This window comes from Actinomadura rugatobispora (assembly GCF_055379765.1).
In genome coordinates this window covers 5,337,046-5,353,537 of record NZ_AP029191.1, presented here as the reverse complement: position 1 = coordinate 5,353,537, position 16,492 = coordinate 5,337,046, and the positions used below count along the sequence as shown (strand labels likewise).

Annotated in this window: 21 protein-coding genes and 1 tRNA gene; 14 read left to right on the top strand and 8 right to left on the bottom strand. The window is 70.1% G+C overall.

Annotation, left to right across the window (positions count from 1 at the left end; translation table 11 throughout):
• Nucleotides 1-11: 11 nt before the first annotated feature.
• Together ACZ466_RS23775 and ACZ466_RS23770 are read right to left on the bottom strand one after the other, a co-directional pair.
• Nucleotides 12-86, bottom strand: a tRNA-Arg gene (locus tag ACZ466_RS23775).
• 224 nt (nt 87-310) lie between these two features.
• A complete protein-coding gene (locus tag ACZ466_RS23770; protein WP_378286165.1) occupies nt 311-451 on the bottom strand; it encodes a hypothetical protein in 141 nt (46 codons plus the stop codon).
• Nucleotides 452-630: 179 nt separating this feature from the next.
• On the opposite strand from ACZ466_RS23770, the gene ACZ466_RS23765 reads away from it, so the two are divergent.
• From ACZ466_RS23765 to ACZ466_RS23750, 4 genes are all read left to right on the top strand, one after another.
• Nucleotides 631-1,812, top strand: coding sequence for a hypothetical protein (locus ACZ466_RS23765; RefSeq protein WP_378286164.1), 1,182 nt, complete (start codon nt 631-633; stop codon nt 1,810-1,812).
• A 96-nt stretch (nt 1,813-1,908) separates the two neighbouring features.
• On the top strand, nt 1,909-2,484 hold the full coding sequence (locus tag ACZ466_RS23760) for an RNA polymerase sigma factor (RefSeq protein ID WP_378286163.1): 576 nt from the start codon (nt 1,909-1,911) through the stop codon (nt 2,482-2,484).
• Nucleotides 2,477-3,679 carry a CU044_5270 family protein gene (locus ACZ466_RS23755; protein ID WP_378286162.1) on the top strand — a complete coding sequence of 401 codons (1,203 nt, stop codon included), beginning with the start codon at nt 2,477-2,479 and terminating at the stop codon, nt 3,677-3,679. The genes ACZ466_RS23760 and ACZ466_RS23755 overlap by 8 nt, the downstream gene beginning before the upstream one ends.
• 24 nt (nt 3,680-3,703) lie before the next feature.
• Nucleotides 3,704-4,180: a DUF1877 family protein gene (locus tag ACZ466_RS23750; RefSeq protein ID WP_378286161.1), complete on the top strand. Its 477-nt coding sequence runs from the start codon at nt 3,704-3,706 to the stop codon at nt 4,178-4,180.
• 10 nt (nt 4,181-4,190) lie between these two features.
• Here ACZ466_RS23750 and ACZ466_RS23745 read toward each other — a convergent pair whose 3' ends face one another.
• The gene (locus ACZ466_RS23745) at nt 4,191-4,721 is read right to left on the bottom strand and encodes a hypothetical protein (RefSeq protein WP_378286160.1); all 531 of its coding nucleotides are present in this window, start codon (nt 4,719-4,721) and stop codon (nt 4,191-4,193) included.
• A 360-nt stretch (nt 4,722-5,081) separates the two neighbouring features.
• Between ACZ466_RS23745 and ACZ466_RS23740 the strand changes: the two genes are divergently transcribed.
• From ACZ466_RS23740 to ACZ466_RS23695, 10 genes are all read left to right on the top strand, one after another.
• On the top strand, nt 5,082-6,389 hold the full coding sequence (locus tag ACZ466_RS23740; RefSeq protein ID WP_378286158.1) for a hypothetical protein: 1,308 nt from the start codon (nt 5,082-5,084) through the stop codon (nt 6,387-6,389).
• A gap of 207 nt (nt 6,390-6,596) precedes the next feature.
• On the top strand, nt 6,597-6,761 hold the full coding sequence (locus ACZ466_RS23735; protein WP_378286157.1) for a hypothetical protein: 165 nt from the start codon (nt 6,597-6,599) through the stop codon (nt 6,759-6,761).
• A gap of 93 nt (nt 6,762-6,854) precedes the next feature.
• A complete protein-coding gene (locus tag ACZ466_RS23730; RefSeq protein ID WP_378286155.1) occupies nt 6,855-7,022 on the top strand; it encodes a hypothetical protein in 168 nt (55 codons plus the stop codon).
• Nucleotides 7,023-7,070: 48 nt separating this feature from the next.
• The gene (locus ACZ466_RS23725) at nt 7,071-7,361 is read left to right on the top strand and encodes an FAD-dependent oxidoreductase (protein WP_378286153.1); all 291 of its coding nucleotides are present in this window, start codon (nt 7,071-7,073) and stop codon (nt 7,359-7,361) included.
• A complete protein-coding gene (locus ACZ466_RS23720) occupies nt 7,355-7,696 on the top strand; it encodes a hypothetical protein (RefSeq protein WP_378286152.1) in 342 nt (113 codons plus the stop codon). Before ACZ466_RS23725 ends, ACZ466_RS23720 begins: the two co-directional genes overlap by 7 nt.
• A gap of 32 nt (nt 7,697-7,728) precedes the next feature.
• The gene (locus tag ACZ466_RS23715) at nt 7,729-8,274 is read left to right on the top strand and encodes a MarR family winged helix-turn-helix transcriptional regulator (RefSeq protein ID WP_378286151.1); all 546 of its coding nucleotides are present in this window, start codon (nt 7,729-7,731) and stop codon (nt 8,272-8,274) included.
• 98 nt (nt 8,275-8,372) lie between these two features.
• Nucleotides 8,373-9,578 carry a homogentisate 1,2-dioxygenase gene (locus ACZ466_RS23710; protein WP_378286150.1) on the top strand — a complete coding sequence of 402 codons (1,206 nt, stop codon included), beginning with the start codon at nt 8,373-8,375 and terminating at the stop codon, nt 9,576-9,578.
• The gene (locus ACZ466_RS23705; RefSeq protein WP_378286149.1) at nt 9,575-10,423 is read left to right on the top strand and encodes a hypothetical protein; all 849 of its coding nucleotides are present in this window, start codon (nt 9,575-9,577) and stop codon (nt 10,421-10,423) included. The genes ACZ466_RS23710 and ACZ466_RS23705 overlap by 4 nt, the downstream gene beginning before the upstream one ends.
• Nucleotides 10,420-11,595 (top strand): fumarylacetoacetase, encoded by a 1,176-nt coding sequence (gene fahA / locus ACZ466_RS23700; RefSeq protein WP_378286148.1) that lies wholly within the window; start codon nt 10,420-10,422, stop codon nt 11,593-11,595. The genes ACZ466_RS23705 and fahA overlap by 4 nt, the downstream gene beginning before the upstream one ends.
• Before the next feature lie 323 nt (nt 11,596-11,918).
• Nucleotides 11,919-13,061, top strand: a complete 1,143-nt coding sequence (locus ACZ466_RS23695; protein ID WP_378286147.1) for a L,D-transpeptidase — start codon at nt 11,919-11,921, stop codon at nt 13,059-13,061.
• A 60-nt stretch (nt 13,062-13,121) separates the two neighbouring features.
• Here the strand turns inward: ACZ466_RS23695 and tgmC are convergent, their stop codons facing one another.
• The 5 genes from tgmC to ACZ466_RS23670 are packed head-to-tail and all read right to left on the bottom strand — an operon-like array spanning nt 13,122 to nt 16,246.
• Nucleotides 13,122-14,318 carry an ATP-grasp peptide maturase system methyltransferase gene (gene tgmC, locus ACZ466_RS23690; protein WP_378286145.1) on the bottom strand — a complete coding sequence of 399 codons (1,197 nt, stop codon included), beginning with the start codon at nt 14,316-14,318 and terminating at the stop codon, nt 13,122-13,124.
• Nucleotides 14,315-15,250 carry an ATP-grasp ribosomal peptide maturase gene (tgmB, locus tag ACZ466_RS23685; protein ID WP_378286144.1) on the bottom strand — a complete coding sequence of 312 codons (936 nt, stop codon included), beginning with the start codon at nt 15,248-15,250 and terminating at the stop codon, nt 14,315-14,317. The genes tgmC and tgmB overlap by 4 nt, the downstream gene beginning before the upstream one ends.
• A 17-nt stretch (nt 15,251-15,267) precedes the next feature.
• Nucleotides 15,268-15,564 carry a putative ATP-grasp-modified RiPP gene (gene tgmA / locus ACZ466_RS23680; RefSeq protein ID WP_378286143.1) on the bottom strand — a complete coding sequence of 99 codons (297 nt, stop codon included), beginning with the start codon at nt 15,562-15,564 and terminating at the stop codon, nt 15,268-15,270.
• Between the two features lie 6 nt (nt 15,565-15,570).
• The gene (locus ACZ466_RS23675; RefSeq protein WP_378286142.1) at nt 15,571-15,855 is read right to left on the bottom strand and encodes a hypothetical protein; all 285 of its coding nucleotides are present in this window, start codon (nt 15,853-15,855) and stop codon (nt 15,571-15,573) included.
• A gap of 28 nt (nt 15,856-15,883) precedes the next feature.
• Nucleotides 15,884-16,246, bottom strand: coding sequence for a hypothetical protein (locus ACZ466_RS23670; RefSeq protein WP_378286141.1), 363 nt, complete (start codon nt 16,244-16,246; stop codon nt 15,884-15,886).
• Nucleotides 16,247-16,492 lie beyond the last annotated feature (246 nt).

Here is a 16,492-nt window from a genome sequence, read left to right as displayed (position 1 = left end):
AACGATCAGGTGGCGGAACGGCCGGAATCTAACCGGCGTCCTCCCGGATCGAGACCGGGTGCGTCGACCTCTGCGCTACGGCCCGCCACCGCGCAGCCTAACCACCCCAAAACCCCACCGCCCGCCTTTCCGATCGCCCTCACCAGCTCCGCCGGCGTGGCGGCCTCGACCAGCCGGTGGCGCCCGTACCCGTCGAGCGTCATCGCCCACCAAGCACCCGTGTACCTCCCCCACCACACGCAGACGCCCGGAAACCGCCGCCCGACCTCGGCCACGACCCGTTCGACCTGCCACGACGCACCCCCTCCCGTCACCGCCCACGCTCCGCGACCCGCCGCTCGGCGAAGAAGCCGAGAACGAAGACGACCGCATCCGCGATCCGCTCCACGTGCTCGCAGCACCCCGGCGCGTCGGGACCGGTCACCCGCAACCCGCGCCCCGTCAATTCCACGGCGAACGCTCACCCATAGCCGGGACCCTTCTTCTCCAGACCACCTCGCCACTGATCCGGGACGTACGCGTCCCGCTACCTTGAGTGAACCCTTGGCGCGTCCCACCAGCCCAGAGAGAGAATCGTGGAGGACCAGGGAGGCGCCGCCTCCCCTTCCCCCCGGCGAGAGGTGCGCTTCCATGCCCACCGACAAGAAGGCCATCGGCCTCCGGCTGCGCGAGGTCCGGGAGGCCACCCCGTACTGGTCACGCGGAAAGCTCGCCCGCCTCCTCCGCGCCGCCGCCGACCCCCGCGAACGCGAGGACCTGCCGCACGTCCAGAGCCTCACCGACATGATCAAGCAGTGGGAGTCCGGCAAACACCTCCCCGCCCCCCGCTACCGCAAGCTCTACGCCAGGGTCCTCGCCGAACCCGAGCCGACGCCGGCACACCTCCTCCCCGTCATGGACCTCCCGACGTCGAGCGGGCATCCCGCCGACGGCGCCTTCGTCGAGGCCCTGCGCCGGACGAACGAGGATCTCGTCCGGCTCGACGGCCAGTGGGGCGGCCACGACGTCCTGTCCCTCGCCGTGCGCGTCTTCCGCCGCGCCCACCACAAGATCGGCACGGGCGCGCACGAGCCGGCGATCGAACGCGACCTGCTCGCGGCGGCGGGCGAGACCGGCGAGATCACCGCCTGGCTCGCCTACGACGCCGATCAGCAGGCGCTGTCGCGGCAGCTCATCATGGAGGCGCTCATGCTGTCCCGCCAGGCCGGGGACCTCGACATGGAACTCTTCGAGCTGAGCCACCTCGCCATGCAGTCGCTCCACCTGAACCGGCCCACCGAGGCGATGAGGATCACCGCCGCCGTCCTCGACGAGGACCTGCCACCCCGCGTCGCCGCGCTCTTCGAATTGCGCCGGGCCCGGGTACTCGCCCAGTCCGGCGACGAGCACCGCGCGATGGCCGCGATCGAGAAGGTCAGGTGCGTCCTGTCCGACAGCGTGAGCCCCCGCGACCCGCGCTGGACGTGGTGGCTCAACGAAACCGAGGTGAACCGCCACAAGGCCACCGCGTACACCCGTCTACGCCAGTGGGAGCGAGCCGTTCCACTTCACGAGGAGGTCGTCGTCGACGATCGGGCCGCCCACGTCTACGGCAACCTCGACATGACCCAGCTACTCGAAGCGCTGGTGCACGTCAGAGATTGGCGCCGGGCCGAGGACGTCATCACCGAGATCGCGGTACTCGGAGAAGCCATCACCCGAGGGCGGGCCGCGAGTCTCCTACGCGGCGTCCTCAAACAGATCCGCCGAGCGGGCAACGCCCCGTCCACGGTCACCGACACCGCCGAAACCCTCGAACGCGCACTCGCCTAACACCCAGGGAGCGGGGCGCAACCGGGGGGTGGGGATCGGGATAGAGGAGGTGTCAGCAACCCCCCGAAACGAGGACACCCCCATGAAGAGACGCCCATGGCCGTGGTGAGCCATGCCAGGGACGAGTCCGACGATTCGATGATCGTCGCGGCCTCCCTGGAGGATCCGGAGGCGTTCGGTGAGTTGTTCCGGCGCCATTCGCCGCGCCTGCACGCGTACGTGAAACGGCGGCTCGGGGTCGCGCTCGCCGACGACCTGGTGTCGGAGACGTTCGCGATCGCGTTCCGGCAGCGTGAGAAGTTCGACGGGCGCGCGGAGTTCGGCGCGTGGCTGTGGGGCATCGCCAGCAAGCTGATCGCCAAGCACCACCGCCAGGAGACCCGCATGTACCGGGCGTTCGCCCGGACCGGCGTGGACCCGGCCGAGGAGGGCGTCGCCGACCGGGCCAGCGAGCGGACGACGGCCGCCGCGCTCGGCCCCCGGCTGGCCAAGGCCCTGGCGGGGCTGGGCGCCCAGGAGCGCAACGCCCTCCTGCTGCTGGCCTGGGGCGAGATGTCGTACGCCGAGATCGCGGCGACGCTCGACCTGCCCCTCGGCACCGTGAAGGCCAAGATCCACCGGACCCGGATCAAGCTCCGCAAGACCCTCCCCGAGGTGACGAACGATGGATGAACTCGACGCTCTGCGGCAGATGCGGACCGGCCTGGCCGAGGAGGAGCACCCGGACCGGATCGCGCTGCGCACCAACTGGCGGGCCGGAATGACCGGGCGTCCCCGCCGGGGATTCAAGCTCCCGCTGCTGAGCCTGGCGGCGACGGCGGCCGTGGTGGCGGGGGCCGTCGCGGTCGTCTCGCTGCCCTCGGACGAGGTCCCGGCGCCCGGCCCGAGCGGGACGACCGTCCCGCAGCGGCAGGGCGACGTGCTGCTGATGGCCGCCACCAACGCGGAGAAGGCGCCGATCGGCAAGTACTGGCACACCAGGACCGTCATGGGCGAGATCTACGCGGTCGGGTCGTCCCGCGCGGACCACTACAAGGTGGATTCGCGGCAGGGGAACGAGTACTGGATCGACCGGAACGGTCAGGGGCGATTCGCCCACCTCGACTTCACCGACGTGCCGGTGACCGCCCAGGACCGGCGGAAGTGGCAGGCGGCCGGTTCACCGACGTGGGTGTCGATCCCGAACTCGGAGGGGTCGGACGCCGAGATGCGCCTGGACATGCGGCCACTGTCGGGAAGGGCGTTCCGCTGGATGCCGGCCGATGACCGGTACTTCGGCATGACGCAGAAGCAGATCGCCGAGCTGCCCACCGAGCCGAAGGCGCTGGAGAACGCCTTGCTGAACCTCAAGGGTCGGTGGCGGGCGGTGGGCCAGAACGGCCCGGATGAGCGGATGCGCGCCCTGAAAGGGCAGGAACGCGCCCGGGCGCTCAGCGAGGCGGCCGGGGATCTGCTGTCCAGGATTCCGGCGCCTCCCGCGGTTCGGGCCGCGGCGTTCCGGATGCTCGCGGCCCAGCCCGGGGTCAAGGCGGAGGGCGAGACGACCGATCCGCTGGGCCGTAAGGGAACGGTCGTCTCCCTGCCGCTGAAGACGACCACGCCCCTGGGCATCTTCACCGCGCCCAAGCAGCTCGGCACCTACCGGCGCCAGTTCATCGTCGACCCCGGAAAGGGAATGCTGCTGGCCGTCCGGGATCTCGTGGCGACGCCGCCGAAGGGCAGCCTGAGACTCCCGCCGGGGGACGACGGGAAGCCCCGCAGCCTGAAGGCCGAGAACATGCCCGACCGTTTCCACCGCCCCGGCGAGCCGGCCTCGTACAAGGTCTTCGAGATCGCTGAATGGACCGACGCGGAGCCGCCACAATAGCGGCATGACCAAGGGAGGACGGCCGTGAGTCTTGGAGTTCATTTCGCCCTGGATCAGGAGCAGGAAGGTCTGGTTCTCGGCGCCGCGGACGATGAGGAACTCGCGGCCGTCATCGAGGAGATCGAGGAGAACTCCGACTCGTACTGGCACATGCCGAGCGACAAGGCGTGGGACGCGATCCACCGCTGCCTGGCGGCGGTGGACCGTCCCGGCGCCGATCTCTCCCTGGTGGTCCTGGGCGGCCGGGACCTGTACGAGGGTGCCGACTATTTCGTCGCCCACGTGACCGCCGAGGAGGTGCGGGCCCTCGCCCAGGTGCTGCCGTCCCTTGACCGTGAACTCCTGCACCGGCTCTTTTTCGCCATGGACGTCGACGATTACTACGGTCCCCACGACGAGCAGGATTTCGACTACACGTGGGAGAACTTCGAGGACGTCCGGGCGTTCTTCACGCGCGCGGCCGAGGCCGGGCGCGCGGTCGTCTTCACCGTGGACGCCTGACGCGTCCTCGTCAAGATCGAGGCGTGTTGGCCGGGGAAGTGCACACCGGGCATTGGCACTCGCCGCGCGCCTTGGCGACGAACGCGCGTTCATCGACGGTGAGTTCTTCCAGGGGAATCCACGCGTCGTCACCGCCCACACCGTCGTCCGAGGCGCTCCAGATATCGCCCCGGAGGGTGACGAGTCGTCCTTCCGCGGTGGTGGCGGCGAGTTCGGGAGGCCCGCTCGCGAAGGTGAGGCCCCGGTGGTCGCCCATCGCGGTGAAGATCTCCCAGTCGACGGCCAGGAAGTACCGCAGCCAGTGCATGCCGGCGCGCTCCGACCGCGAGCAGCAGCCGCCGGGGTTGCCGAACCACCAGGTCAGCGAGGTGTCGTCCGCGGTACAGGTGACCTGCTCGAACAGATACTCGGCCATCCGGGTGTAAAGGGGCTCTCCGAGATCGCCCCAGATGAAGTCGCACACGGTTTCCCAGATGATCGACCCCAGCCTGACGCGGTCGCCGTCACCGTTGACGTCCAGAGAGAATCCGCTCGCTCCCATGCCGCGGCACCGTACACGCCCCCGCCGACACCGGCCCGGTCAGCGGAGAAGGGCTCCGGGCTCGGCGCGCGCTCGCCGCGGTCAGCGCGCAGAACGCCTGCCGCAGGCAGGGCTGAGTATGACGCCGAGCGGCGGATCGCGGCAAGGGCTGGCGGAAGCGGCTGGTGACGCGTGGCTCAACTGTTCGTCAAGGCCCTGATCATATTGCCGGATCGCCCTTTTATGGGCTCCTTGAAGCTCTTGGCGCGCTTTGCTGTGATCGTTTGGATTTAGGGGTGTTCTTCTGCGGGTGTTATCAGCGGCGGGTTTCCGGGACTTCGCCGGTGTCGGCGCCTGTTCTGCCAGCCAAGGAGTGTGACCATGACCCTGCTGACCTACACCGTGCTCACCGATCCGGCCCCCCTGGAGGCGTCCAGGGCGGGGCAGTCCAACTCCACCGGGACGGTGTACCTGGTGGTCACCAACACCGACAGGATCGCGGCGCACTGGTCCGAAAACAAGGTGACGGTGCCCGTCGGTGACGGCGCCGACGACCTGACACGCGACATCACCAAGATCACCGCCACGGCCAAATACCACAGCCTGAAGACGGGCGCGCAGCCGCTGAAGGTCCAGCCCCAGGCCACTACCAAGTCCTTCCAGGTCACCGACCCGTCGAGCAAAAGTATCCCTTTCGCCGCCGGCGACTACCTGGTGCTGAAACTGGAGGGCGTTCCGGTCGCCGCAGCCGCCGGGCTGGCCGTGCTGACGGTGACAGAGGCCGCCAGCAGAAAAGCCGGCGCGAAGGCGAGCACCAGCGTCGCGGCGGTGCCGCTGGTGAAGACCGCCGCCAAGCAAGCCCCGGCGCCCAGCAACTTCCGCCCCGACAAGGCCATGGTGGACGACGGAGACAGCATCGTCCTGCGCTGGGACGGGCCCGCCGACTGGAAATACACGATCAATTCGCCGGACGGCACCCCGGCGACCCCACCCGTCACCACCCCGGGCCAGTGGAAACCGAACCCCGGGACCGGCCCGAAACGCGACAGCACCTACACCCTCATCGCCACCGACCCCACCGGGCGGGAACACTTCCTCACCACCACCGTCCAACTGCGCACCCCCACCTTCGAGACCGGCATCCTCACCCCCCAGGTCCAGGGGACGACGGCGAGCACCGGGATCCTGGCCCTCACCACCGACGGGGTGCGGGTCGCCAACACCTCCGGCGGCGAGAAGACGATCCTCGCCGACAAGATCACCGTCAACCAGGTGAGAGCCGAACGGTTCCAGGGGCTGAGTTACACGGGGAGCCTGACCTTCACCGGCGACGGCGTGGAGATCTCCAGCAGCTACAACACTCAGGGAGAGGTCGTCGCCGACCGGGTCGTCGTCAACCGGGTGAACGCCACACGGGTCCAAGGAAAAAGCACCACCGACGGATGGATCAGCTTTCCTGAATCTGGCATACAGGTAAGCCATGGCGCGTACAACGACCCCCCTCGAATCGGCGCCGTGTACGCCGAGAGCGGTATATATCAGAGGCAATTCGCCCCTGGGCAGGAGAATCGCTGGATCCGTCTGTCAGATGGCGGAGAGATATCCCTGCAACAAAGGAGTACGGATGGGACGGACAGCTACGCGCGCCTGACGGTGTCCAGGCTGGAAACCAGTACTTCCCAGTGGTGAGTGCATGATCGGTGGCCTGCTGCCCCGGCTCGTCGAGGGATTTGCCTACGTGGGGGCCGACCGCCATCGCCAGCATCGCCAAGGCCACCAACGTCCCGTTCCAACAGGCACTCCAGGGTGTCCAACCGCTGACGGACATTGCCTTGTGGCCTGAGCTGATTGTTGGACCGTGGGAGTAGATCCTGAGCCTGGCCAGTGCAGTGAAGGGTGAACTCCGTCCACGCGGACGCGTTCGTGGACGCGGCGGTCGCCAGCATCCCGGCGGGGCGCATGGCGCGTCCCGAGGAGGTCACCGTGGACGGCGGCCTGGTCTCCAACGGCCTCTACCACCACATCATCACCGAGTCCGGGGGTCTCTCCGATGGAACCTGACGTGATCGTGGTCGGCGGCGGGGGCATCGGCGGCCGGGCGCGGCGCCTCGGTGCTGCTGAGGCGGAGGGCGAGCTGGGCGGCTCCACGCAAGTGTGGGCGGGGATGTTCACGCGGCGGGCACCACCGTGCAGGCCGGACTCGGGATCGAGGAGTCGCCCGAGCGCTTCTTCCAGCCCTACATGAACCTCAAGCAGTGGATGCTCAACCCCGGGCTGGTCAGGGCTTCTGCGAGCAGGCCGGGCCGACGCTGGAATGCCTGATCGGGCTGAGCGTGGAGATCTTCGCGGCCGTGTCGCACAGCGCGCCACATGCCAGGGCTGTGCCGGGCCGGGGTCGAGGACGTGTGGCGCGGCCACGTGCCCAGGGACCAGGGGTACGAGCTCGTCCAGGTGCTGGCGCGGGCGTGCCGGGCGGGCGGTGTGGAGATCGTCCCGAACACGCGGGTGCAGCGGCTGGTGGAGGAGGACGGCCGGGTCGTGGGCGTGGTCGCCGACGACGTGGGGGACAGGGCGGGCGCGGTCGTGTTCGCGCACGGCCCCGATCTCCTGGCCCGCCACTACCCGCCGCAGGGCGGGCCGGGGACGCGCTGTTCGTGGTGACGGCGCCCGGCAGCCGCGGCGACCACCTGCGGTTCGGCGAGCAGGTCGGCGCGGCCGTCGCCGGCGAGGAGTGGGGGCTGATGCTCCGACCGCCTACTTCCAGCGGCTACACCAACTGGCAGTCGGGGTTCCCGCCGGTGTCGCGGGAGCGGACGGCGGTGGGGCCGGCGGCGATCAACTCGATTGGGTCGCTGGGCGGCTTCTTCGGCCCGTGCGTGATCGGCAAGAACGCCACGATCGGGCTGTACTTCCCGATCGGCTGCCTGGTGGTGTGCGCGGTCATGCCGGCCTTCCCCGCGAACCGAGGCGACGGCGCCGAAGTAGTACATGTGTGAATCATCTTGCCCGCGCCGCTAGGGTGGTGGCCATGGCCGCCGCAGACGAGGACGCCACCGCCCCGGAGCTCGATTTCTGGTCGTTCGTCGAGCTGGCCGACCGCCGGCTTTCGGAGGAGTTCGGGTTCCCGCACCGGCTGGCCACCCAGGTGCTGCTCACCCTCAACCGCGCCTCCATGATCGTCACCTATGACCTGGAGGCCGCGGTGCACCGGCCGCGCGGGCTGTCCTGGGCGGGCTTCCGCCTGCTGTTCGTGACCTGGCTGGCCGGCCCGCTGGAGTCCCGGCGGGCCGCCACGCTGGCCGGGATGAGCCGCGCGGCCGTGTCCAACCTGGCCAAGACGCTGGTGGCCGACGGCCTGCTGGCGCGCTCGCCCGGCGAGCGCGACGGCCGCGCGGTGCTGCTGTCGCTGACCGAGCGGGGGCGGAGCGCGATGCTCGAGGTGTTCCGGGCGCAGAACGAGCGCGAGCACCAGTGGACGAGCGTGCTCACCGAGACCGAGCAGCGGATCCTGATCATGCTCCTGGACAAGCTGATCGCCAACCGCGACCAGTTCGACGTCCGCGAGCGCAGCTGACGCCCTTTCCCTTGGACGCCCGGTCGCGGGCTTGACGTCCCCGCACGTCCGACAGATAGTCAATGTGTTAACTAGTTTCCGGAGGAGGAGGGGCAGGCATGGCGTACTACCGCCGGGTCGGCGACGTCCCGCCCAAGCGCCACACCCAGCACCGCGACGCGGACGACCGGCTCTACCACGAGGAGCTGATGGGCGAGGAGGGCTTCTCCTCCGACTCCTCGCTCCTCTACCACCGGGGCCTGCCCTCGGCCATCGTCGACTCCCGCACCTGGGAGATCCCCGACGCCTCGACCACCCCCAACCACCCGCTCAAGCCCCGCCACCTGCGGCTGCACGACCTGTTCCCCAAGGACGCCCAGGCCGCGTCCGACATCGTCACCGGCCGCAGGCTGATCCTGGGGAACGCCGACGTGCGGCTGTCGTACGCCGTCTCCACCGCCGACTCGCCGCTCTACCGCAACGCCACCGGCGACGAGATCGTCTACGTGGAGTCCGGGGAGGCCACGGTCGAGACCGTCTTCGGCGCCCTCGCCGCCGGGCCCGGCGACTACGTCGTCCTCCCCGCCTCGACCACGCACCGCTGGCTGCCCAAGGGCGAGGGCCCGCTGCGCGCGTACGTCATCGAGGCCACGGGGCACGTCGCGCCGCCCAAGCGGTACCTGTCGCGCTACGGGCAGTTCCTGGAGCACGCCCCGTACTGCGAGCGCGACCTGCACGGCCCCGCCGACGTCCTCCAGGCCACCGGCACCGACGTGGAGGTCCTGGTCAAGCACCGCACCTCGCGCGGCCTGGCCGGGACCCGGCTGGTGTACGCCGACCACCCCTTCGACGTGGTGGGGTGGGACGGCTGCCTCTACCCGTTCACCTTCAGCGTCCACGACTTCGAGCCCCTCACCGGCCGCGTCCACCAGCCGCCGCCCGTGCACCAGGTGTTCGAGGGGCACGACTTCGTGGTGTGCAACTTCGTGCCCCGCAAGGTCGACTACCACCCGCTGTCGATCCCGGTGCCCTACTACCACTCCAACGTGGACTCCGACGAGGTCATGTTCTACTGCGGCGGCGACTACGAGGCGCGGAAGGGCTCGGGTATCGGGCAGGGCTCGGTGTCGGTCCACCCGGGCGGGCACCCGCACGGGCCGCAGCCGGGCGCCTACGAGCGCAGCATCGGCGCGGAGTTCTTCGACGAGCTGGCCGTCATGGTCGACACGTTCCGGCCGCTGGAGCTGGGCGAGGGCGGCCTGGCCTGCGAGGACCCCGGCTACGCCTGGACGTGGGCGGGCCGCCGCGCGGAGGGTTCCCAGTGAGCGTTCCGAGGTTCGCGGTGGGGCTGTGCGACGACGCGGCCGTCTTCCCGCCGGGGTCGATGCCGCTTCCCGAGGCCGTGCCGGCGCACGTCCGGCACAAGCGGTCGCCGTACGCGGCGCTGGTCGGCTCGTTCATCGTCGCCGCACCCGCCCTGGAGGAACTGGGCACGCTGCTCGCCGGCGGCGATCCGGTGCTCGATCTGGTGGTCACGCTGCCCGGCGGGCCCGATCAGCTCCCCGGCGCGGTCTCGGCGGCGGCCGGGCTCCCGGTCCGGCTCGCGGGCGTCGAGGTCGCCGTCCCGCCCGGCCTGGCCGCCGCCGACCTGCTGGCCGCGCTCGACCGCGCGGCGCCCGCCGGGGTGCCGGTCTTCGTCGAGGTGCCCCGGGACGAGCTGCGCCCGGAGATCGTCGCCGCGCTGCCCGCCACTCCGTACCGCGCCAAGTTCCGCACCGGCGGGGTCAAGGCCGGACTCCACCCGGACGAGGCGGAGCTGGCCGCCGCGATCAGGGCCGTGGTGGACGCCGGAGTGCCGTTCAAGGCCACCGCCGGGCTGCACCACGCCGTCCGCAACACCGACCCGGAGACCGGGTTCGAGCAGCACGGCTTCCTGAACATCCTGCTCGCCGTCGACGCCGCGCTCGCCGGCGCCGCCGAGGACGACCTGGTGACGATCCTGGCGCGTCGCGATGGCACGGCCGTGGCCGCGGGTATCACCGACCTGGACGGTTCCCGTGCCGAGGCCGTCCGCGCCCGGTTCCTGTCGTTCGGCACGTGCAGCATCACCGACCCCCTGGCCGACCTGACCGCCCTGGGCCTGGCCGACGGAGAAGGAGACCCCGCGTGACCACGATCCCCATCCCGGAGGGCTCGCCGTTCGGGCTCGCCAACCTGCCCTACGGGGTGTTCTCCTCCCCCGGCGGGGCGCCGCGCGTGGGCGTCCGCGCCGGAGACTCCGTCGTCGACCTCGCGCGCGCGCTCGGTGACGAAGTCTTCGCGCGGCCGTCGCTCAACGCGTTCATGGCCCAGGGGCACGAGCGCTGGGCCGAGGTCCGGAGCCGCGTCACCGAAATGGTGTCGGGCGAAGTGCCCGGCGACGCCGTGTTCGCGGTGGACGCGGTGACGCTGCACCTGCCGTTCGAGGTCGCCGACTACGTGGACTTCTACGCCTCCGAGCACCACGCGTCCAACCTCGGGCGGCTCTTCCGTCCCGACGCCGAGCCGCTGATGCCCAACTGGAAGCACCTGCCCGTCGGCTACCACGGCCGCGCCGGGACGGTCGTCGTCTCCGGCACCGGCATCGTCCGGCCGCGCGGCCAGCGCAAGGCTCCGGCCGACGCCGCGCCGACGTTCGGGGAGTGCCGGCGGCTGGACATCGAGGCCGAGCTGGGCTTCGTCGTCGGCACCGGGTCGCTGCTGGGCACCCCGATCGGCTGCGACGACTTCGCCCGGCACGTCTTCGGCGCCGTCCTGGTGAACGACTGGTCGGCCCGCGACATCCAGGCCTGGGAGTACGTACCGCTCGGCCCGTTCCTCGGCAAGAGCTTCGCGACGTCCGTCTCGCCGTGGGTCGTCCCCCTCGCCGCCCTGGAGCACGCCCGCGTCCCCACCCCGCCGCAGGACCCCGAGCCGCTGCCCTACCTGCGCGAGAGCGCCCCGTGGGGTCTGGACGTCGACCTGGCCGTCGAGTGGAACGGCGAGGTCGTGTCGCGGCCGCCGTACCGGGAGATGTACTGGTCGCCCGCGCAGATGCTGGCGCACCTGACGGTCAACGGCGCCTCCGCCCGCACCGGCGACCTGTACGCCTCCGGCACCATCTCCGGCCCCGCGCGCGAGCAGCGCGGCGCGTTCATCGAGTTGACCTGGGGCGGCAAGGAGCCGGTCAAGGTGAACGGCGAGGAACGAACGTTCCTGGAGGACGGCGACGAAGTGGTCATCTCCGCCACCGCGCCCGGACCGGACGGCGCCCGCATCGGCTTCGGCGACGTGCGCGGCCGCGTCCTTCCCGCCGCCCACTGAAACCGGGGAAACGCGGAGGAAACCGTCGTCCGAGCATCATCACCCCGAACGATCCGGCGGGCCGCGCGCACCGCCACGGACGTCCCACCGGCGGCCGCGTGCACCACCGTGATCGTTCGATAGCAAATCGCAACATTGAACGCAGGGGACGGGACCGTCCTTACCGGGTATTTTTTCAACATCATCAAATTTGGACCTTCATCGGGACAAGCCTTGGTACAGGCTGGCGGGACAGGTTCGGTACGGCGGGAAGCCGGCTCGGGGTGGCACAAGTGCGCATGAACGGCAGAATCATTCGACGTTGGACGGCCGCTGGGGTGGCGGTGGCCGGAGTACTGGCGCTCACCGCCTGCTCCTCCAGCCGCGAGGGGACCACCGCGGGCGGTGACACCAAGGTCCCGGCGGCCAAGGTGTCCATCACCCCGGCGCAGGGCGCCGAGAAGGCCCGCCCCGACAAGGGCGTGGTCGTCACCTCGGCGGGCGGCACGCTGGAGAACGTCACCGTCCAGGCCGGCGGCAAGGCCATCCCCGGCGACTTCAACGCCCAGAAGACCCAGTGGCGCTCGCGCTGGACGCTCAGGCCGTCCACCACCTACACCGTGAACGCCTCCGCGAAGAACTCCATCGGCACCGCTTCGCAGGCCGCGAGCAAGTTCAGGACGCTCAAGCCGAAGGAGACCCTCTCCGCCTCGGTGGACTGGATCCTGGAGGGCAACAAGGGCAAGAAGTACGGCGTCGGCATGCCGATCATCCTCGACTTCGACCGCGCCGTCCCCAACAAGGACCTGGTCGAGAAGGCGCTGGAGGTCAAGGCCGAGAAGCCGGTCGAGGGCGCCTGGCGCTGGATGGGCGACCAGCGCGTCGTCTACCGTCCCAAGACCTACTGGCCCGCCCACCAGAAGGTCACGCTGAACGCCCGGTTGGCCGGGGTCCGCGCCGGCAAGGACATCTACGGCACCAGGAACCTCAGCCGCACCTTCGAGATCGGCGCCGCCCGGATCGCCAAGATCAACCTGAAGAAGCACAAGATGACCGTCAGCATCGACGGCAAGAAGGCGCGCACCGTCCCGGTCAGCGGCGGCAACGCCAGCACCCGCGAGTACACCACCACCAGCGGCGTGCACCTGACCATGGAGAAGGGCAACCCGGTCCGCATGGTCGCCCCGGGCCGCAAGAAGGGCGACCCCGGCTACTACGACGAGCTGATCAACTACGCGGTCCGCATCTCCAACAGCGGCGAGTACCTGCACCAGACCTCCGGCCAGGAGTACTGCCTGGGCGAGATGAACTGCAGCCACGGCTGTGTCCGGCAGCCCGCCAAGGACGCGCTCTGGTTCTACCGGAACGTCCAGCCGGGTGACGTCGTCACCATCACCGGCACCAAGCGCGACCTGGAGTACGACAACGGCTGGGGCTTCTGGCAGCTGTCCTTCGACAAGTGGAAGAAGGGCAGCGCCCTCGCCTGACCCTTCCCCGCACAATGACGCCGCCCCACCCTGCCGAGGGTCGGGCGGCGTCGTTCTGGTCTACCGCAGCGACCAGGACACCGGGCCGTCGTCGGTGTCCAACCACACGCGTTGTTCGTGACCGTCGGTGCGTATGCGGAACTGGTCGATCTCGGGGGAACCGGCGCGGCGCCAGATGGCCACGGCGGATTCGGCGTCATCCCACAAGCGGATTCGACCGGACTGCCGGACGGTCCATCCGCCGCCGGGCTCGGGTGTGAGCGAGGCGGCGGACCCGGTCGCGGTGTCGACGTAGTAGGTGATCAGTGGTCCGCCGTCGATGCTGATCGTCTTCACCTGGGCCGCGGGTAGGGCGAGTTGCGTGACGAACGTGCCGGCCCAGTCCTGGCGGATGTCAGGGCCGACGACGGCCGCCCGCGAGGTGGCCTCGGTGAGCGCCTTGAACGCCGTGCTCATCTGATCGTCGCTGATCGGGGACGGTGCCTGCGGACGGGCGATCATGAACGAGACCGTTCCGGGCAGGAACCGGCCCTCGGCGACCCCGTCGTCGCCCATGTCCAACATGGCAAGCCCGTACCCTCCGAGCCATCCGGTGACGGTGACCAGGATCCGGCCCCCGGATCGGGTCTGGTCGAGCCACGCGCGCGGGATCTTCCGGACGGAACAGGTCGCGATCACACGGTCGTAGGGAGCGCGCCCGGGGACACCGTCGAGGCCGTCACCGTTCACCAGGTTCGGGGCGAATCCCGCACGCCGCAGCGCGGCGGCGGCGTTCGCGGCGACGCCGGGGTCGACCTCGATCGAGGTGATCCTGCCGTCGCCGAGACGGTCGCACATCAGCGCCGTCGAGTACCCGGTGCCGGTGCCGATCTCCAACACCGTGGTGTCGTCGGCGACGGCGAGGTACTCCAGCATCCGAACGACCAGGCCGGGCAGTGTCGAGGACGAGGTCGGGTCTCCGCTGACCGGCTCGGTCACATCGTGCGGGGTGATGTGCCGGTCGAGTTGGGTCACCCATGTCTCGTCCCGGTAGGCGAGTTCGAGCCATCGGTCCGGGTCGTGATCGCCGCTGACCGGCGCCCACAGGGTGACCCCGTTGGGGCCGTCGGTCCAGCGGAAGAACTCGGGCACGAACAGATGGCGCGGCACTCGCTCGACCGCGCGTCGCCATTGCGGCGAGTGCAGTTCGCCGACCCGTTGGAGTTCGTCGGCGAGCGCGTGCCGTAGCGAAGCGGCGTGTGCGTCGTGGTCGGTCATGCGTGTCCCCGTTCGAGGAGATCGGCGAGCGCGGCGGTCATGGGGAGCCCGGTCTCGTTCTCCAGCCAGGCCCATTGGCCGTTGGGGTTGCACTCCAGGAACACCGGCGTGCCGTCGGGCTGTAGTGCGAAGTCGAAGCACCCGAAGACCAGATCGAACCGCTTGAGGTAGGCGGCGATGAGATCGGGCATGCCGGGCGGCGGGTCGGTGGCGGTGTAGGTGAGCGCGTCGTAGTCGTACCGCCAATCCAAGAGGTCACCGGAGTCGATCCGCACGCAGAACACGCGGTCGCCGATCGCCGTCACCCGCAGATGGCCAACGGCCTGCACCTTCGTTTGGAACAGGTGCGCGGTCGCGGCGATCGACTCGTCGAATTCGGCCGGGTCTACCTCGGTGACCCACACGGTTCTCGCTTGGCCGTCCTGACGGTACGGGCTCGCGCGAAGCGGCTTGTAGATGACCGGCCCGTGCTCGGACGCGAACATCTGAGCCTGGCCAGGGTCGTTGGTGACCAGCGTCGTCGGCACAACGAACCCGAGGTCGGCGGCGACGGTGAGCTGCGCGGGCTTAAACTCGGCGTCGGCGATGGCGTGCGGATGGTTGACGTACGAACACCGCGGAAGCGACGCCAGCACGCCACCGAGCCCGAAACGGGCCTGCAGCGTGGCGAAATGGGCCTCCTGCTCGTCGAGACCGGGGAAGGTGAAGCCGCGCGGGCGCCGGTAGTACAGCGACCGCGCGGCATCAAGGTCGGCACAGCGCGTCGAGGTCGTCAGGCTGCCGCGCAGCCCGTCGCCGTCGATCGTCGCCGAGAACGCGAGCGTGTGCGGGAACTCGGCGGGATCGAATCGCACGACGGGCACGTCCCGCCGGTTGAGTTCAGCGACGACGATGTCGGCGGTCACATCATTGGGTTGCGTGACCACCAGCACGGGGCGTGATGGGGGCATCAGTCCTGGTCGCTGTCCTGCGCGTGGTCGGTGTCGGTGCCGGAGTCCCTTCCGTCGCCCTTGTTCGTGCTGGTCTGGCCCTCGGTGCCGGTATTGGAACGCTTGTGCTTGGCGTCGATGAGTTCACCGTCGGCGGCTGCCCCCATCTGCGTGGCGGCGTCGATCTGCGTCGCGACGAAGCCTGCGACGCCTGTGTTCTTGTAGGGCGCCATACGCCGCAGACCCCAAGGCCGCACGGTGCCGGGGGCATCGGGGCGCGGCGCGCCGGCGGGGAGACGATCGGCGTTCTTGAACATGGGACTTCAACTCCTCCAGGGTGAATTGCGCTCGCTGACCTGGACTATCGCCTCGGCGAGCGCGACGCGCTCGGCCAGCAGGTTGTGCGCGTCACACAGAATCACCAGCTCACCGACCGCCGACACGGTGATCTCGCCGAGACAGCCGTGGCCGAGTTGGTAGTCGGACAGCTTCGCCAGACGTCGCGCGACCAGCCGACCGCCCGTCCGTTCGGTGTGCCATCCGGGGCACAGGTCACCCAAGACGACGCTGTCACCTCTCGCTTCATTCGCCGTCGGCGCGTTCGCCATGGCGGCACCTCCTCTCTCTAGGGATCGCCTACCGCCGGAACACCCTCCGCCACCACCCGCCGCGGGACGCCGCCGCACCCCGCCTCCGAGCCTGCCGCGAGTACGCGGCGGAACGCGGAGCCCGGGACGGCGAGGGCTCAGGCCGTAGCGGGGCCGCCCGGGACAACCGCGGTGCCATCCGGCCGCAGATCTCCTCCAGCCGCCGCCCCAACTCCGCCGGGTCGGACGCCTCCACCAGACGATCCCGCCCCGACCGATCCCGCGTGATGGCCCACCACGCGCCGGTGTACTCCCCGTACCACGCCCGCGCCCCCGGGAACCGGCGCCGCAGTTCGGCCACGATCCGATCGGGGTCGATGTCCAGCGCCGCCCACGGCGCGGCCACGCTCACCGCCCGCCTCCCGCCGCGTCCCGCGCCGCAAGGTTGATCTTCACCGCGATCAACGCGTCGGTGATGCGGTCCGCCTCGGCCAGCGGCTGGCCCCACGAGCTGAAAACCACAACCGGCCGCCGTCCTCCTGACGCGAACGGCATGTGATGGTGTCGGACGCGTGCGCCACCTCGGGGCAGCAGCCGGCGACCTGGGGGTTGGACACCTTCAACCCGCGGTCGGTCAGCTCGACGGCGAAGCCGTGCG

Excerpts from the sequence above, each read along its gene's own strand:
- ACZ466_RS23765 (WP_378286164.1), top strand. The coding sequence starts at position 631 with ATGCCCACCGACAAGAAGGCCATCGGCCTCCGGCTGCGCGAGGTCCGG.
- ACZ466_RS23760 (WP_378286163.1), top strand. The coding sequence starts at position 1,909 with ATGGCCGTGGTGAGCCATGCCAGGGACGAGTCCGACGATTCGATGATC.
- ACZ466_RS23755 (WP_378286162.1), top strand. The coding sequence starts at position 2,477 with ATGGATGAACTCGACGCTCTGCGGCAGATGCGGACCGGCCTGGCCGAG.
- ACZ466_RS23745 (WP_378286160.1), bottom strand. The coding sequence starts at position 4,721 with ATGGGAGCGAGCGGATTCTCTCTGGACGTCAACGGTGACGGCGACCGC.
- ACZ466_RS23740 (WP_378286158.1), top strand. The coding sequence starts at position 5,082 with ATGACCCTGCTGACCTACACCGTGCTCACCGATCCGGCCCCCCTGGAG.
- ACZ466_RS23725 (WP_378286153.1), top strand. The coding sequence starts at position 7,071 with ATGCCAGGGCTGTGCCGGGCCGGGGTCGAGGACGTGTGGCGCGGCCAC.
- ACZ466_RS23715 (WP_378286151.1), top strand. The coding sequence starts at position 7,729 with ATGGCCGCCGCAGACGAGGACGCCACCGCCCCGGAGCTCGATTTCTGG.
- ACZ466_RS23710 (WP_378286150.1), top strand. The coding sequence starts at position 8,373 with ATGGCGTACTACCGCCGGGTCGGCGACGTCCCGCCCAAGCGCCACACC.
- tgmC (WP_378286145.1), bottom strand. The coding sequence starts at position 14,318 with ATGACCGACCACGACGCACACGCCGCTTCGCTACGGCACGCGCTCGCC.
- tgmA (WP_378286143.1), bottom strand. The coding sequence starts at position 15,564 with ATGTTCAAGAACGCCGATCGTCTCCCCGCCGGCGCGCCGCGCCCCGAT.
- ACZ466_RS23675 (WP_378286142.1), bottom strand. The coding sequence starts at position 15,855 with ATGGCGAACGCGCCGACGGCGAATGAAGCGAGAGGTGACAGCGTCGTC.